This is a genomic window from Flavobacterium sp. SM2513 (assembly GCF_050908145.1).
GTDB lineage: Bacteria > Bacteroidota > Bacteroidia > Flavobacteriales > Flavobacteriaceae > Flavobacterium.
The window spans coordinates 1,921,693-1,936,824 of sequence record NZ_CP194228.1 but is presented as its reverse complement, the minus strand read 5'-3'; the positions used below and the strand labels follow the sequence as shown (position 1 = coordinate 1,936,824).

Below are 15,132 nucleotides of genomic sequence, written 5' to 3'. Positions count from 1 at the left end.
TTAACAAAAGATTTATTGTAGTTTTATGACATATAAATCTATTAACAAACTACATTATGAAAAAATTTTACTTCTTAATTGTACTTTTTGCACTTGCATTTAGTACAAGTTATGCTCAAATTACTTCAATTGCCCTTGTTGGCGAAGCAGCGGGTGGCTGGCCAGGTGACCCTGGAAATCCAGGTCCAGCAGATGTACATCAACTTACTTCAACCGATGGAGGAATTAACTGGACGTTGGCTTCTGTTACATTGACTGCAGCTCAAGCAGGCGGTGGTGTTAAATTTCGCGCGAATAATGCATGGGCTACAAGTTGGGGTAATGCAGCATTTCCTACAGGTACTGCTACTGCAGGAGGTTCAAACATTAATTGTACCTCTGGAACTTTTAGTGTAACCTTTAACACAACAACACTTGCATACGTTTTCACCGCAATTGCCTCTGAATATCCTACAATTGCTATTGTTGGATCTGCAACAGCACAAGGTTGGCCAAATGACCCTCAAGTAGATGAATTGCAACTGAACACAAGTGATGGAATTACTTATAGATCCAATTTTATTCCCTTAATTGCTGGAGATTTAAAATTTAGACAAAATAATGATTGGGCGGTTTCATGGGGAGGAGTATCTTTTCCAACAGGACCTCAGGCAGGAACTAACGAAAATATTGTAGTTACAACTCCGGGAACTTACAGAGTTGTTATTAATATCGCTACTGGAGTCTATACTTTTGATTTTCCAACGATATCAATTGTAGGTGAAGCTGTAGGCGGATGGCCAACTGACCCAGGAAATCCTGGACCGATTGATTTGCACCAATTGACGACTACAGATGGTGAGACTTATATGATTTCTGACTTAGTGGTTACAACTGCTGCATTTGAAGGTGGAGCAAAATTTAGACAAGATAATGCCTGGACCACTTCATGGGGGAATGAGGCATTTCCTATGGCAAGTTCTTCGAACGGAAACAATATTCTAACAGTAGCCGGAACGTATGACGTGACATTCACAAGATCAACTGGAGCCTATAATTTTTCAGACGCATTGCATACTTCTAATTTCACGAAATCAAAAGTGGTTGTATTTCCAAATCCTACATCAAGTGTTTGGAGTTTTTCTGCAAATAGTGAATTGATTAAATCAATTAAAATTAGTGACGTTTCAGGTAAAGTAATTTATGCAACTAACGTCAATAGAGTTGATGCTTCAGGCTATGCAAATGGAATTTACTTTGCACTAATTGAAACAGAAGCGGCTACACAAACCATTAAATTGATTAAACAATAATAGTATTTATATTAATTATTTTAAAAAAAATCTTGTTTAGCAACTGTTAGACAAGATTTTTTTAATAAAAAAGCATTACTTTTGCACCGAATTTAAAAATAAAAAAATGGCTACAAATAGAACATTTACAATGATTAAGCCTGATGCTGTTGCAAACGGACACATCGGAAACATTTTAGCAATGATTACCAATGCAGGTTTCAAAATCGTTTCTTTGAAATTAACGCAGTTGACTGTTGCAGATGCACAAAAATTTTATGACGTTCACGCTGCACGTCCGTTTTACGGAGAGTTAGTTGAATTTATGTCAAGAGGTCCAATTGTTGCTGCAATTCTTGAGAAAGAAAATGCAGTTGAAGATTTCAGAACATTAATTGGAGCTACAAATCCAGCTGATGCAGCAGAAGGAACAATCAGAAAAGCATACGCTACTTCTATTGGAGAAAATGCAGTTCACGGTTCTGATTCAGATGAAAATGCAGCTATTGAAGGTGCTTTTCACTTTGCAGGAAGAGAGAACTTTTAGTTATAAGTTTATAATTTTTGAGCAACAAGTTTAAAACTTATATATCAAAAATATAAAGCCGATTCATTTGAATCGGCTTTTTTTTATCTTAAAACTACTTCTTTAACAACGTCCCGCCGAAGTTCTTCGTTGAGCATAGCTACTATTTTATCTTTTCCAAAGCTCAATTCTTCTCGTAAAACGGCCGAAGTTAATTCGACATAAAGAACAGTTCCTTTTAAAACAACATTTTTAGTATAACTATTCACACCATTTCCCATCAAAGATTTCCAGGCTTCCTTGACAGAAATTTGGTCCATGCCCGATTGTAGCTTATTGTCTTTGATGATATATTTCAAAACTTCGCCAACCGTATTTTCATTATTTAATCGTTTTGCCATTATTTTACTGTAAAAGAAGTTGGTTTTTTATATTGGTATTGAATGTGCTGTTCGTTTTCCAACACTAATTGCTCCTTAGTTAAGGTCTTGATTTTTTCGTTCCAAGTTGCAAATTCCGTTTTATAGGAGATATACGTTCCTTCACGAGATTTCTCAATTTTAATTTTCTCTTCTGAATCATTTACAAGGTAAGTACCGTCTACTTGCGGATTTACTTTCTTACGGAAACCAGAATCCTGTTTCACTTCGAAGTAATCAATAGTTTCGCTCATTTTATAATCCTTTTGCGAACCATCAGCCATCGTTACATGCTCAATTTCCCAATAACCATTGAGTAGATTTACATCAAAGGTTTCTGCTTTTTTTTCTTGACAAGAAACAAATAAAAGCGTTGTAAAAAGTGAAAGGACAAGATTCTTCATCGTTGAAATTTAAAAAAATAAAATTACTGTTTTAATCGACGATAAAAAAGCAATGTCCTGAACTATTACTTATTTTTATAGTCTATAAATAAATGCTTTTCCATGAAATCATCTAAATTAAGCCTATTCCTATTTCTGACTACCGTTTTGGGTGCTTGCTCAACAGATAGTAAAACTACAGAAACTTCCACGTATTTCCCTCCAAAAACAGGAACAGAATGGGAAACAAAGTCGGTAGCATCTTTGGGTTGGAATCAAAATGCCCTACCCGATTTATTAGACTACTTAGAAACAAAAAACACGAAAGGATTTATTATTTTAGTGGACGGTAAAATCGTTATTGAAGAATATTTTAATAATCATTCTGCAACTACAGATTGGTATTGGGCAAGTGCAGGAAAAACATTAACGGCAACAACAACGGGAATTGCAGCACAAGAAGGATTTATTGATTTAGATGAAAAAGTTTCGGGAAATATTGGAAACGGTTGGACAAATATGCCTTTAGCAAAAGAAAACTTAATAGCTAACAAGCATTTATTAACAATGTCTTCAGGAATTGATGATGTAATAAATGGAGATTGTGTCACTCCAGATTGCTTGGCTTATAAAGCTGACGCAGGATCTCGATGGGCATATCACAACGTTTATGTGAAACTACAAGATGTAATTTCTGCCGCAACTGATCAGCCATTTGAAACTTATTTCTCGGAGAAATTGAAAAATAAAATTGGCATGGACGGAAGCTGGTTTACATTAGAAAATAATAGGATTTACCGAAGTACAACCAGAAGTATGGCGCGTTTTGGCTTACTGATTTTAAATAAAGGCACGTGGGAAAATGAAGTTATTGTAAATACAGATTTCATTGAAAATGCGACTTCAACTTCACAAAACATCAATAAAAGCTATGGTTATTTATGGTGGATTAACGGACAAAGTAGTTATCATTTGCCGCAATCCCAATTTGAATTTCAAGGAAGCATAATTCCATCAGGACCTAATGATATGTTTATGGCTTTGGGAAAAAATGACCAGAAAATATATGTAATTCCTTCTAAAAAAATGATTGTAATTAGAATGGGAAATGCCGCAGACGAAGAGAATGCGGCACTTTCTAATTTTGATAATGTGTTATGGCAAAAGATAAATGCCTTAGTCAATTGAAAAAATTTTACTTAAAAAAACTATCTACAAATTCAATCTTGTTGAACACTTGCAAGTCTTCAATTCCTTCACCTACTCCAATGTATTTTACAGGAATTTGAAATTGATCCGAAATTCCGATGACAACTCCTCCTTTTGCAGTTCCGTCTAATTTTGTAACTGCTAATGAAGTTACCTCAGTTGCTGCAGTAAATTGTTTGGCTTGCTCAAATGCGTTTTGTCCCGTTGAACCATCTAAAACCAATAATACGTCGTGTGGAGCATCCTCAATAACCTTTTGCATGACACGTTTTACTTTAGTAAGTTCGTTCATCAAATTGACTTTATTGTGCAAACGTCCCGCTGTATCAATAATAACTACATCTGCATCTTGAGCTACAGCTGATTTCAACGTGTCGAATGCAACAGAAGCTGGATCACTTCCCATTTCTTGTCGAACCATTGGAACGCCAACTCTATCTGCCCAAATTTGCAATTGGTCGATTGCTGCAGCTCTAAACGTATCTGCGGCACCAAGAACTACCTTATAACCTGCTTTGTTAAACTGATGCGCTAATTTCCCAATAGTAGTTGTTTTTCCAACTCCATTTACACCAACAACCATTAAAACATACGGTTTTCTGTTTGCTGGAATTTCAAATACAGAAGAATTGGAATTATTGGTTTCAGAAAGAAGTCCCGCAATTTCATCGCGAAGGATTTGATTTAATTCTTCGGTTCCTACATATTTATCTTCGGCAACACGTTTTTCGATTCGCTTGATGATTTTCAAGGTGGTATCTACACCAACGTCTGATGCGACAAGAATTTCTTCAAGGTTATCTAAAACCTCATCATCGACTTTTGATTTTCCGGCAACGGCTTTAGTAAGTTTTGAGAAAAAGGAAGTTTTAGATTTCTCCAAACCTTTGTCAAGCGTTTCTTTGGCTTGTTCAGTTAAACCTGATTCTTTTTTTTCAGACGAAAATATTCTTGTAAAGAAACTCATATTTTTTAATTATCGGTTGTCAGTTATCGGTTGTCAGTTTTGCGTATTAATTATCCGACCTTTAATACTATATCTTCAATCTTAATTCTTGAAGTTTATCTAAAAGTTTAAAAGAACGCCTAATGATTGTTTTGATAGCCCCGATTGCAATCGAAATCCTTTTCAGACTTTTTGTAAAGGCTGAAAAGATTGCAACGGAAAGCGGGTACTTTGACAAAACAAGTCCTAAAGTGGTGCTCCTAAAAATTTAACAACAAATATAAAAATAAAAAAGCTACTTTCGAGTGGAAAGTAGCTTTTCTATAAAATTGTATTTTGAATTATTTCTTTTTCAAGAATTCATCAACAAGTTCAGGAGCCATAATTGATTCAACGAATGTATATGCACCTGTTTTTGGAGATTTCACCATTTTGATGGCTTTTGATAATCTCTTTGAAGCTGTCTGTAGGGTTGCTACGGTTTTCTTTGCCATGATTAAAATGTATTTGATTTTTCAATAAAGGTCTCTAATGTTTTGCATTTGAGATTTTATCAAAATTTCTAATTATTACTTAATTTCTTTGTGAACAGTTACTTTTTTCAAGATTGGATTAAATTTCTTAATCTCTAACCTATCTGGAGTATTTTTTTTGTTCTTAGTCGTGATATATCTTGAAGTTCCCGGAACACCTGATGTTTTGTGTTCTGTACATTCTAATATTACTTGGATTCTATTGCCTTTCTTTGCCATCTTGCTATATATTTATTGAGGAAGATTTATTTGATAAATCCGTTTGCTTTAGCCGTTTTTAACACAGCGTCAATTCCGTTTTTGTTGATTGTTTTTATCGTAGATGCAGCTACTCTAAGAGTAATCCATCTATCTTCTTCCGGAAGATAAAAACGTTTTTTAAGTAAGTTTACAGAAAACTTTCTTTTAGTTTTGTTCATTGCATGAGAAACATTATTTCCCACCATAGCTCTTTTACCTGTAAGGTCACAAACTCTTGACATTATTCTTATCTTTTATCGTTATTCAAAATCAGGGTGCAAAGAAAAGAAATTAAAACCTTTATACAAAATAATTACTGTACATTTTTTAAAATTTCTTTTTGCAAAAGTTCAAAACTTTTATTTACCGCTCTATCTATCACTTTTTCACGAGGTTGACCAAAATTGAATTTTTCTACAAATACTTTTTCTGGTGTTGCTATCGCGATAAAAACTGTTCCAACCTCTTCATTGGTAGCATCTTTTGACGGACCTGCATTTCCAGTTACAGCAATTGCATAATCGGTGTCCATCATTTTCTGTACGTTCAATACCATTTCTGTAGCAACTTCTTCACTTACAACTGAATATTTCTTAATCGTTTCTGATGAAACTTTTAAAACATCCGTTTTTACAGCTTCCGAATAACAAACAATACTTCCTTTAAAATAAGCCGAAGCTCCAGGAACTGCCGTTAAAAGAGCTGCTATTTTTCCACCCGTACAGCTTTCGGCTGTTGCCAAAGTTTTGTTTTGCTCCTTCAAAATCCGACCTAACACCACTTCTATCGTGTCGCTATCGTCGTAACCCACAATGATGTCACCAATAATTAACGTAAGTTGCTTAATTTGCTCCGCAAGAACTGTTTGTAGAAGCTCTTCAATTGTTCCTCTTGCTGAAAGTCGCAATCGAACCCGACCCGGACTTGGTAAATAAGCTAATTTGATAAACTCAGGTAAGTTATTTTCCCAATCCTCAATTCGTTCGGCAACCATACTTTCTCCTTGACCATAAGTCAAAACGGTTTGATGAATAATGAAAGGTCGTTTGTATTCGTTGATAATTTTAGGAACAATTTCGTTCTCAATAATATCTTTCATTTCATACGGAACCCCGGGAAGCGAAATAAATACGGTATTTTCTTTCTTCATCCACATTCCTGGAGCAGTTCCATTTGTGTTTTTCAAAATAATACACTTTGAAGGAACTAACGCTTGGTCTCTATTCATTTGAGAAATCGGACGATTATAAAACCCTTCAATTATTTTCGTAACGTGCTTTAAAACATCATGATTGACAACTAATTCATCTTCAAAATAATCGCAAAAAGTCTTTTTAGTAATATCGTCTTTCGTAGGCCCTAAACCTCCTGTTATGAGTACTAAATCAACTTTGTTTTGCAAACTAGCAAACGTGTCTAAAATATGTTTTTTATTATCTGAAATCGAAAGCATTTCGGTAATTTCAATTCCGATTTTATCTAATGATTTTGCAATAAATCCTGAATTTGTATCTACAATCTGGCCAATGAGAATCTCATCACCAATGGTAACTATCGCTGCTTTCATAATGATGTTTTATTGTAAATTGAAGTCTTTCTTGATTTCCTTCACCGCTTTCTCAATGTGGTTTTCCAAGCTTTTATACGTATCTTTAATTTCCTTTTTCTTGCCTTTATCTCGCGTCCAATTTTCGACACAAAGATTTTCTTCGTAAGCGATAGTCATTCCTAATAAAACCAAAGAGGGCTTTATTTTATGGGCAAAACTATACGTTTCTTGATGGTTTTTCTCATTAATTGCGGTTTTCATGTGCAGTAAATCGACTGGAACCTCTTGAACAAACAATTTCAATATTTCTCTGACAAAATCAGTATCATCTTCTGAAATTTCGTAAACTTTAGCTAAATTATAGTGTAGTGCCATTTATTTGACTTGTATTCTAAACATTTGTTCTCCTTCGATAAAACCCTCTAAAACATCATTGGCAACCACTTTTGCCACACCTTCTGGGGTTCCGGTAAAAATAATATCACCAATTTTCAACGTGAAATATTGCGAAACATAAGCAATCAATTCGTCAATTTTCCACAACATATTTGAGGTACAACCTTTTTGAACTGAATTGCCGTTATTCGTTAATTCAAAATTAATCGAATTTAATGAATCAAATTTATTTTTTGGTAAAAAATTTCCAATAACTGCAGAACCGTCAAATGCTTTGGCTTTTTCCCACGGTAAGCCTTTCTCTTTGAGTTGTGATTGCAATTCTCGTGCAGTAAAATCAATTCCTAAACCAATTTCATCGTAATATTTATGTGCGAAACGAGGTTCAATATGCTTTCCTACCCTATTGATTCTAACCAGAATTTCGACTTCATGGTGAATATCGTCCGAAAAATCAGGGATGAAAAAAGGCATATTCTTTGGCAAAATCGCAGTATCTGGTTTTAGAAAAATTACCGGTTCGGTAGGCTTTTCATTCTGTAATTCCTCAATATGTTTGGTATAATTTCTACCGATGCAGATAATTTTCATTTTACAACTTTAGGGTTCAGGGTTTTGGGTATTGCTGTTATGACTTGAGAGTAACTTGTACCTTAAATCTTATACCCAGAATCTATTTTGTATTTAATTTTCTCAATTTAATTGCCGTTAAAACTTTCTTCGTATAAAGGGGAAAATCAGCATTTTGAATCCAACTGAAATATCCTGGTTCGTTTTCTAAAATATAATCCACTTTTTTTCCTTTATTTTTTCCAAAACTAAAAGCTTCGTCACCGTCTCTATCAACAATTATAAAACCAGCAAAATCGGCTGTTTTTTTACGTGTTGTATATTCTGAAAGCGATTTCATATCATGAGGTAAATCGTCGTATCTATCAAACTGTGATTTTAAGATTTCGTAAGTTGCCATGGTGTCCGCTTCAGCAGAATGGGCGTTTTCTAAGGTTTCTCCACAATAAAATTTATAAGCCGCACTTAAAGTTCGCTCTTCTTTTTTATGAAAAATCGTTTGAATATCTACTGCAACCCTGTTTTTCATGTCAAAATCGACTCCAGCTCTTAACAATTCTTCGGCCAATAAAGGAATATCAAATCGATCGGAATTGAAACCCGCTAAATCAGAATCTTTAATCATATTATAAACCGTAGATGCCAACTCAGCAAAAGTAGGCTCATTGGCAATCTTTTCGTCTGTAATTCCATGAACGGCAGTGGTTTCTGCAGGAATAGGAATTGTAGGATTTACGAGCCAAGTTTTACTTTCTTTATTTCCGTTTGGAAAAACTTTAAAAATAGCAATTTCTACAATACGATCGGTTGTAATGTTAATTCCAGTAGTTTCAAGGTCAAAAAAGCAAATTGGTTTCGTTAATTTAAGTTCCATTTGTGTTTGTTTAAAAAGGTCTACAAATATAGTTTTTTAGATTAATTTGCTTGTCCTTTTTGTTTTTAAAATTCGTTAAGAAATCAATTCCCGCTATCATTTTTTGATTTAAGAAAAGCAAAAAAAAAGTTGCAAAATTAATTTTGCAACTTTTTTTTAAAGGGTATGAATTTAAAATTTGAGTAAATAAATTAGAGAAAAACGTTATCTAATAATTAGTTTTCGTACTTCTTCCGTGTCTCCAATTTTTATTTTTGCAAAATAAATTCCGGATGGAACATTCACCTCAATTTGCTGGTTTGAACTGAATTCTTTTTGAAAAACGATTTGACCTGTAGTATTGATTAATTCTACAGTTCCATGTTTATCCGTTTCTGAAATGATGAAATAATTCGAAGCTGGATTGGGATAAACCATCAGTTTGGTAGCATCAGTAAATTCATTTGTACCTAAGGTAGTATCTGTAAAGCGGACAACTTTTCCTTGATTAGCAAGGGTTCCATATACTTTATTTCCGATAAGCAAAACATCTCTAAAGTTCGCAAAATAAGTCATGCCGTTATTTTCATCCTCATAAACGGTATTTTGTCCTATTTCTTGAGTTCCATTTGAAGTATTTGTTACCGGTATTTTTTTAACTATGCTTCCATTGGCGAGATATACTTCGCCAATTGTACTAATAAAAATTCCTTTAACACTTAAATTGGTGATAAATTCCACTAAAGGAGAAGAGCTTGAACTTAAATTTAAAGAAAACACCTTTTGTAAATAAGAACTCATATAAAGGATATTGTTGTAAACAGCCATATCCGTGATTTCTTCCGTATCTAAATCGCTGTATGCTAAAACAGGAGTTGGGATTGTTTGTGTTGCGTCAAAACTATATAAATCGTTTAGAAATACGTCAGGATTAGGACCAGTAGCCGTTTCTGCACAATAATAAATTGTACTCCCAGATAATGTAAAAGAGGAAATAAATTGTGTAGTTGTGACAATTATTTGAGCTCCAGCACCAAGATTTGTCAGGTTTAATTTTAAAATTCTAGAACCAAGTGTGGTATCTGTTGAAGCAATATAATTTTCAACGAGAATAAATAAAAAATTCCCTAACACTTGTGTTTTATAGATGTAAAAATCAGAAGGAGATGTGTAAATTTCAGTTCCGGTTGCCGACGGATTAGTAGTGTCAATTGAATAAATCTTTTCGAAACCATTTACGTAAATGGTTGAACCATCAGCTGTCATTTGCGTTGGGAAGCTTAATCCGGAAACATAATCCGTCATTTGGCAAAATGCTACGCTTGAAAAGAGCGTTAAAAATAACAATAGGGTAGTTTTTTTCATAGTACAAATTTTTAAGTTTGTAGCTAAATTGGGGATAAAATGGGAGAAAGTGAAAAATTTGTCATGAATGACCAGTTTAATAGCACGAGTGACCGATTCTAACCGACTAACTTAGTTTAAATTTGTAAGAAAATCTTTTACTTGCGTTTTAAAACTTCGAGAAATGGGTATTGAAATTTCGTTTTTAAGCACGATTTCGGAAGCTTTAATCAATTTGACATAATTGATATTTACAATGTGGCTTCGGTGAACTTGAACAAAACATCTTTTGGGTAGTTGCTCAAGAATTAATTTTATACTGTTGCGATCTATCTCGGGATAATCTTGTGAGGAAAGATAGAATTCTAAATAATGACTATCTGATGAGATATGAGTGATGTCGTCTACTTGCAAAACGGCTTTGCTTTTTAGTACAATTGTAATTGTTTCGATAATTGAGTTTTCCTCTGAATCTGCTATTTGACTTTTAAATTCATTCGCTTCGCTTTCGAGTTGGAAGTTATGCTGTTCTAAAATTTTCTGTGTAATCTTCAATTTATTATTTTGCAACTCTAAAGAATCTTTGGAATGAATCACTTTTGTCAATTGAAAAAGCATGGCAATTGAAAAAACAGCAACCTCTAATCCCGAACCTAACAAAATAGGATTTAGGGGAAAGATATTTTCATTAATAAATCCATTTTCAATAGATAAAAATAAAACAACACCAATCAAAATCGCCGAAAAGGCAATAAAAAAAATGACTGCATTGAATCTATTTGTTTTTAAACTTTTATAAGCAACATAAAATGCTATAACTATAATTGCAACAAATAAAACGTTTGAAACACTTAGCAAAATGATTGCATAAATAGCGTACAAATTTGGCAATAAAATCCAAAAAAGTAACAATACCATCAAAATTACATTAATCCACTTATAGCATTTAGACAGACTCTGATGATTTCTATCCATCTTCAAATAGCGTCGTAAAAATGAAGTCAAAAATAAGGCACTCATAACGCTAAAAACGACACGGCTATAATTATTGAAAATTTCTGCATTGGGATACAAAAACTGATATGAAAAACCCAGAGCCGAAAATAGATAAATACCCATCGAGAGGATATAACCAGCATAGTATAAAAATACTTTTTTACGCACCAAAATACCCGTGATTAAAGCTACTATTCCTAAAAAGAAAATGATTCCGAAGAAAATACCGTAAAATATATTATTTCGAAATTCAGTTGCTTCAAAATGTTTTTTGTTCCATAACCAAAGCGGAAAACTAACAGACGAATTTCGTTTATCAATCAGTAAAAAATATTCAGTGTTGGTGTTGGTGTTTTCAAGAGGAAAGATAAAACGTCTATTGAGGTAAGAACGTTCTTTAAAAACAATTCCTCGGTCCCCACCAAAACCTATTTTAATATACGTATTATTGACTTTTTTCCACAAAACTACCTTATCAATATGTGGATTGTCTAATTCTAAAATAAGGGATTTACTGTATTTGGTCCAATCAATATCAAAATGCAACCAATAGTAATTTTGAGAAAATCCCTGTGAAGTTTTTTGAGGTGGAACAAATAATAGCTTTGAGCGAATTTCTACATCCACTTTTGAAACATCATAATTTTCGACTGTTTCGTAAACTGCAACAAACGGAATAAAATCTATTCGTTTATGCTCTAATTCTTGAAAAGGAATAGAGTCTTTATTCTGTGCTAAAAGTAAATTACTTGAAAAACTTACCGTCAGAAAAACAATAAATTTAAATATTGAAATCAAATAACGCCATTGCGGTTCAGGTGTGTTTTTTCTCAGTTGGTTTACCATTCATTAAGTTTGGTTGGAAAGAATTTAGTTCAATCATCAAAAAACCGATAACTGCAAAAAAAATTAACTAAAAGCAACACGACTGTCGCTTTAGTTAATCCTTAAAATCAAAAGTGATTTTTAATAAACAATTTACGCCTTTTATAAATAATTAAAGGCAATGTATCATTTTTTTTTACTTTTATGAATGTATTTTTATATGAAATTGTAAATTAAATACATTTGTCATTTACTTTATTATCAATTTCTTCACTTCTTGTCTTTCACCTACTTTGATTTTTGCAAAATAAATTCCAGTAGAAACATCAACATTTATTGGTTGGTTTGAACTGAATTCTTTTCTCAAAATAACTTGTCCAGAAACATTCATTAATTCTACTGTTCCCTTTTCAGTAGTTCCTGAAATGATAAAATAATTCGATGCTGGATTTGGATAAACTACCACGTTTAAAGCTGTACTTGTTGTAGTTGCTAAACTGGCAAACCAAGTTTGACCTGCATTCGCTCCCCAAATATAATTCGCCAATAAAGGATAGTCAATAAACGGATTTCGGTTGACTTGCCACGTATAAATATAGTTATTACGATTCATTTCAAAATCATCTGCTGGATCTTGTGTATTCCAAGTCAGTAAAGTAGCTAAATCTCCTAATTGCCCCACAGTTGTGTCAGCTGGATTTCCATTCACGACATTTAAACCGTTGTACCGAATTGACATATAAAAAACACCTCGAGCTGCATCGCCTTTCCAACTTCCTGCATTTCCAGTAAATCCGTTGTAATCATCTAAACCGTAATCTCGATTATTTCTAGAACTGTTTTCTGGCCCATCTTCCGCTCTAATATGGTGTGCATCGGCATGACCGTGCATCAACATATCGGCACTTGTGGCTTCCCAAATATTAATACCGTCTGGTGTGTCAGCGGTTCCATTACTATATCCTCCGCGTGATTGTGGATAAATATGTTCGCGATTCCACTTTCCTGTTCCGCTTCCGGTAGTTTGAATTAATAATTTTGAACGCGGCACTTCTTTATACATCAACCAAACTTCATTGCTATTCAGCGGATTTTGATCGGATGTTAGCAAAATTGTATTAACATCCCCATAATTATGAGCATGAACTACAGCAGGATTTGCAATAATATCTTGAATGGCTTGTTTCAAAACAGCACCAGATTTTCCTTCAAGCGAACTGTAGTAGCCTGCAGGTGCTGTAGAAGTTACAATTCCATAGGTAGGATTTAGCGGCGTTCCCCAAGCTGCTACAAAATAATCATCATCGATAATTTCAATAGCTATATTATCATTTAACCGAATATATCCTTGTGGCAATGTTCCAAATCTAATTTTCATAACCTCATCGCCTTCATCAACCGTGTCGTCTACAATGGTAATTGAGGTAGTAAAAGTAGTTTGACCTTGCGGAATCAAAACAGTAGTTGTTCCTGTAAAATCACTACTATTAAAACTGCCGCTAGTTAACGTAAATGTGAAAGTCAAATCTGCTACAGAAGCCGTTTGGGTAGTAAAAGTAATCGAAATAATATCACCTTCATTATATTGAGTGGCTGATGTAGAAATTGTAACTCCATTGAAAATAATTCCACTTCCGTCGTTTGGAGCTCCCGGAGTTGGAAATTTGGTTTCGTAAGTTCCGTCGTTCTTGCGTTGAACGGATTCGGTGTCTTTATTCCCGTTTTCGTCCTCATTATATTGTTCCGTCAATCCTAATAACGCCATTAATTCTACCGCATCAGCATCCGAAGTATCATAAGCAACAGCGTGAATTAAATTAGTCGTAGTTGCTAAAGTTCCGTCTGGAAAATCAGCAAAACTTCCTAAGTAAACAGCGATGGCATCCGCTCCATTCTGCAATAAATTATCGCCAAAAGTACGTGCTGGATAGGGCGAAACATCATTAGCTCCAATTAAAACCAATCCGTTTGCATCAGTTGTTAATCCGTCTAGTCCCATCGTGTAATAACTTTTCAAAGCGGTATTGGAACCCGAATTTGGATTCCCGTTAAAACAAACTAAAACGTAGCCGTCAAGCGAAAAATTAGGAGTTTGCGTTTTTAATTCTACAAATTCTTTGGTATCTATAGAAGGCGTATCGGAGTCGATTTCATTAATAACGACAACTTGACCATAACTTGCAAAACTGCAAAGGAAACCAAAGAATAAAAGGTACTTTTTAATCATTGTAATATATTTTTGTTACAAATTTACACTTTTATTTACTTTCTAAACGTTAAATAAGTTTTCCTAACCTTTTAATAATCTGAAACTTTATATAATTTGGTCATATTACGATTTAAAATTAATCAACTAAATTTCGTGTAAAACTTTTAATTAGAAACAAATAATGCTCCCTTTAAATTTTCTATTTTTGCAACGTCAAACTTAACAAACTCAATATGCTTATTATCGGAATTGCTGGAGGAACAGGTAGCGGAAAAACAACCGTAGTGCAACAAATTATGAACGAACTTCCCCAAGCCGAAGTAGGAATTATTTCACAAGATTCGTATTATAAAGAAAACAATAACCTCTCTTTTGATGAGCGTGCTTTAATCAATTTCGACCATCCTAGAGCCATTGATTTTGAATTATTAAGGAATGATCTTACAGAATTAAAGGAGGGAAACACCATAAACCAGCCCGTCTATTCATTTGTAACCCACAACAGAACGGAAGACACCATCATAACCCATCCGCGAAAAGTAATGATTGTAGAAGGTATTTTAATTCTTGCCAATCCTGAATTGAGAGACATGTTTGATATTAAAATTTACGTTCATGCTGATTCTGACGAACGATTAATCCGACGCTTAAAGCGCGATATTGCTGAGCGAGGACGCGACATGGCAGAGGTTTTAAACCGCTACCAACACACCTTAAAACCGATGCACGAACAGTTCATCGAACCTACAAAAGCCTTTGCCGATATCATTATTCCCAACGACAAATACAATACGGTAGCAATTGATGTCGTTCGTGCGGTAATAAACCAACGAATTCTATAAAAAATTCCCTATTTTTATACT

General features: G+C 34.0%; 17 protein-coding genes. 4 read left to right on the top strand and 13 right to left on the bottom strand.

Features of this window, described 5'->3' with window-relative positions:
• Positions 1–56 precede the first annotated feature (56 nt).
• Positions 57–1,292, top strand: a complete 1,236-nt coding sequence (locus ACQ5J2_RS08075) for a T9SS type A sorting domain-containing protein (protein WP_432673224.1) — start codon at positions 57–59, stop codon at positions 1,290–1,292.
• 106 nt (positions 1,293–1,398) lie between these two features.
• On the top strand, positions 1,399–1,818 hold the full coding sequence (locus ACQ5J2_RS08070) for a nucleoside-diphosphate kinase (RefSeq protein ID WP_432673223.1): 420 nt from the start codon (positions 1,399–1,401) through the stop codon (positions 1,816–1,818).
• An 83-nt stretch (positions 1,819–1,901) separates the two neighbouring features.
• Here ACQ5J2_RS08070 and ACQ5J2_RS08065 read toward each other — a convergent pair whose 3' ends face one another.
• A complete protein-coding gene (locus tag ACQ5J2_RS08065; RefSeq protein WP_432673222.1) occupies positions 1,902–2,198 on the bottom strand; it encodes a DUF721 domain-containing protein in 297 nt (98 codons plus the stop codon).
• On the bottom strand, positions 2,198–2,620 hold the full coding sequence (locus ACQ5J2_RS08060; RefSeq protein ID WP_432673221.1) for a lipocalin family protein: 423 nt from the start codon (positions 2,618–2,620) through the stop codon (positions 2,198–2,200). Before ACQ5J2_RS08060 ends, ACQ5J2_RS08065 begins: the two co-directional genes overlap by 1 nt.
• 102 nt (positions 2,621–2,722) lie before the next feature.
• Here ACQ5J2_RS08060 and ACQ5J2_RS08055 point away from each other — a divergent pair, with 102 nt between their 5' ends.
• Positions 2,723–3,787 (top strand): serine hydrolase domain-containing protein, encoded by a 1,065-nt coding sequence (locus ACQ5J2_RS08055; RefSeq protein ID WP_432673220.1) that lies wholly within the window; start codon positions 2,723–2,725, stop codon positions 3,785–3,787.
• 7 nt (positions 3,788–3,794) lie between these two features.
• Here ACQ5J2_RS08055 and ftsY read toward each other — a convergent pair whose 3' ends face one another.
• The 11 genes from ftsY to ACQ5J2_RS08000 all read right to left on the bottom strand — a co-directional run bounded on the left by ftsY (position 3,795) and on the right by ACQ5J2_RS08000 (position 14,287).
• A complete protein-coding gene (gene ftsY / locus ACQ5J2_RS08050) occupies positions 3,795–4,775 on the bottom strand; it encodes a signal recognition particle-docking protein FtsY (RefSeq protein ID WP_432673219.1) in 981 nt (326 codons plus the stop codon).
• Positions 4,776–5,095: 320 nt separating this feature from the next.
• Positions 5,096–5,248 carry a DUF4295 domain-containing protein gene (locus tag ACQ5J2_RS08045; RefSeq protein ID WP_022828526.1) on the bottom strand — a complete coding sequence of 51 codons (153 nt, stop codon included), beginning with the start codon at positions 5,246–5,248 and terminating at the stop codon, positions 5,096–5,098.
• 75 nt (positions 5,249–5,323) lie between these two features.
• Positions 5,324–5,506 carry a 50S ribosomal protein L33 gene (rpmG, locus tag ACQ5J2_RS08040; RefSeq protein ID WP_112087260.1) on the bottom strand — a complete coding sequence of 61 codons (183 nt, stop codon included), beginning with the start codon at positions 5,504–5,506 and terminating at the stop codon, positions 5,324–5,326.
• Between the two features lie 26 nt (positions 5,507–5,532).
• Positions 5,533–5,769 (bottom strand): 50S ribosomal protein L28, encoded by a 237-nt coding sequence (gene rpmB, locus ACQ5J2_RS08035; RefSeq protein ID WP_432673218.1) that lies wholly within the window; start codon positions 5,767–5,769, stop codon positions 5,533–5,535.
• A gap of 71 nt (positions 5,770–5,840) precedes the next feature.
• Positions 5,841–7,094, bottom strand: a complete 1,254-nt coding sequence (locus tag ACQ5J2_RS08030) for a competence/damage-inducible protein A (protein ID WP_432673217.1) — start codon at positions 7,092–7,094, stop codon at positions 5,841–5,843.
• Positions 7,095–7,103: 9 nt separating this feature from the next.
• A complete protein-coding gene (locus ACQ5J2_RS08025) occupies positions 7,104–7,451 on the bottom strand; it encodes an Hpt domain-containing protein (protein ID WP_432673216.1) in 348 nt (115 codons plus the stop codon).
• Positions 7,452–8,063, bottom strand: a complete 612-nt coding sequence (locus ACQ5J2_RS08020) for a fumarylacetoacetate hydrolase family protein (RefSeq protein WP_432673215.1) — start codon at positions 8,061–8,063, stop codon at positions 7,452–7,454. It abuts the gene before it with no gap.
• An 82-nt stretch (positions 8,064–8,145) separates the two neighbouring features.
• Positions 8,146–8,916, bottom strand: coding sequence for an exonuclease domain-containing protein (locus ACQ5J2_RS08015; RefSeq protein ID WP_432673214.1), 771 nt, complete (start codon positions 8,914–8,916; stop codon positions 8,146–8,148).
• 204 nt (positions 8,917–9,120) lie between these two features.
• Complete coding sequence (locus ACQ5J2_RS08010; protein WP_432673213.1) at positions 9,121–10,260, bottom strand: T9SS type A sorting domain-containing protein; 1,140 nt, start codon at positions 10,258–10,260, stop codon at positions 9,121–9,123.
• A 111-nt stretch (positions 10,261–10,371) separates the two neighbouring features.
• Entirely contained in the window at positions 10,372–12,081 is a 1,710-nt protein-coding gene (locus tag ACQ5J2_RS08005; RefSeq protein ID WP_432673212.1) for a 7TM diverse intracellular signaling domain-containing protein, read from the bottom strand.
• Positions 12,082–12,310: 229 nt separating this feature from the next.
• The gene (locus ACQ5J2_RS08000; protein ID WP_432673211.1) at positions 12,311–14,287 is read right to left on the bottom strand and encodes an endonuclease; all 1,977 of its coding nucleotides are present in this window, start codon (positions 14,285–14,287) and stop codon (positions 12,311–12,313) included.
• A gap of 215 nt (positions 14,288–14,502) precedes the next feature.
• Here ACQ5J2_RS08000 and udk point away from each other — a divergent pair, with 215 nt between their 5' ends.
• Positions 14,503–15,111 carry a uridine kinase gene (gene udk / locus ACQ5J2_RS07995; protein WP_432673210.1) on the top strand — a complete coding sequence of 203 codons (609 nt, stop codon included), beginning with the start codon at positions 14,503–14,505 and terminating at the stop codon, positions 15,109–15,111.
• The last annotated feature ends 21 nt before the right edge of the window (positions 15,112–15,132 follow it).

Bases quoted from the DNA above. Each gene is read 5' to 3' on its own strand.
- ACQ5J2_RS08000 (WP_432673211.1), bottom strand. From the start codon at position 14,287: ATGATTAAAAAGTACCTTTTATTCTTTGGTTTCCTTTGCAGTTTTGCA.
- ACQ5J2_RS08065 (WP_432673222.1), bottom strand. From the start codon at position 2,198: ATGGCAAAACGATTAAATAATGAAAATACGGTTGGCGAAGTTTTGAAA.
- ACQ5J2_RS08045 (WP_022828526.1), bottom strand. From the start codon at position 5,248: ATGGCAAAGAAAACCGTAGCAACCCTACAGACAGCTTCAAAGAGATTA.
- ACQ5J2_RS08015 (WP_432673214.1), bottom strand. From the start codon at position 8,916: ATGGAACTTAAATTAACGAAACCAATTTGCTTTTTTGACCTTGAAACT.
- ACQ5J2_RS08060 (WP_432673221.1), bottom strand. From the start codon at position 2,620: ATGAAGAATCTTGTCCTTTCACTTTTTACAACGCTTTTATTTGTTTCT.
- ACQ5J2_RS08070 (WP_432673223.1), top strand. From the start codon at position 1,399: ATGGCTACAAATAGAACATTTACAATGATTAAGCCTGATGCTGTTGCA.
- ftsY (WP_432673219.1), bottom strand. From the start codon at position 4,775: ATGAGTTTCTTTACAAGAATATTTTCGTCTGAAAAAAAAGAATCAGGT.
- ACQ5J2_RS08025 (WP_432673216.1), bottom strand. From the start codon at position 7,451: ATGGCACTACACTATAATTTAGCTAAAGTTTACGAAATTTCAGAAGAT.
- udk (WP_432673210.1), top strand. From the start codon at position 14,503: ATGCTTATTATCGGAATTGCTGGAGGAACAGGTAGCGGAAAAACAACC.
- ACQ5J2_RS08030 (WP_432673217.1), bottom strand. From the start codon at position 7,094: ATGAAAGCAGCGATAGTTACCATTGGTGATGAGATTCTCATTGGCCAG.
- ACQ5J2_RS08005 (WP_432673212.1), bottom strand. From the start codon at position 12,081: ATGGTAAACCAACTGAGAAAAAACACACCTGAACCGCAATGGCGTTAT.
- rpmG (WP_112087260.1), bottom strand. From the start codon at position 5,506: ATGGCAAAGAAAGGCAATAGAATCCAAGTAATATTAGAATGTACAGAA.
- ACQ5J2_RS08020 (WP_432673215.1), bottom strand. From the start codon at position 8,063: ATGAAAATTATCTGCATCGGTAGAAATTATACCAAACATATTGAGGAA.
- ACQ5J2_RS08075 (WP_432673224.1), top strand. From the start codon at position 57: ATGAAAAAATTTTACTTCTTAATTGTACTTTTTGCACTTGCATTTAGT.
- ACQ5J2_RS08010 (WP_432673213.1), bottom strand. From the start codon at position 10,260: ATGAAAAAAACTACCCTATTGTTATTTTTAACGCTCTTTTCAAGCGTA.
- rpmB (WP_432673218.1), bottom strand. From the start codon at position 5,769: ATGTCAAGAGTTTGTGACCTTACAGGTAAAAGAGCTATGGTGGGAAAT.
- ACQ5J2_RS08055 (WP_432673220.1), top strand. From the start codon at position 2,723: ATGAAATCATCTAAATTAAGCCTATTCCTATTTCTGACTACCGTTTTG.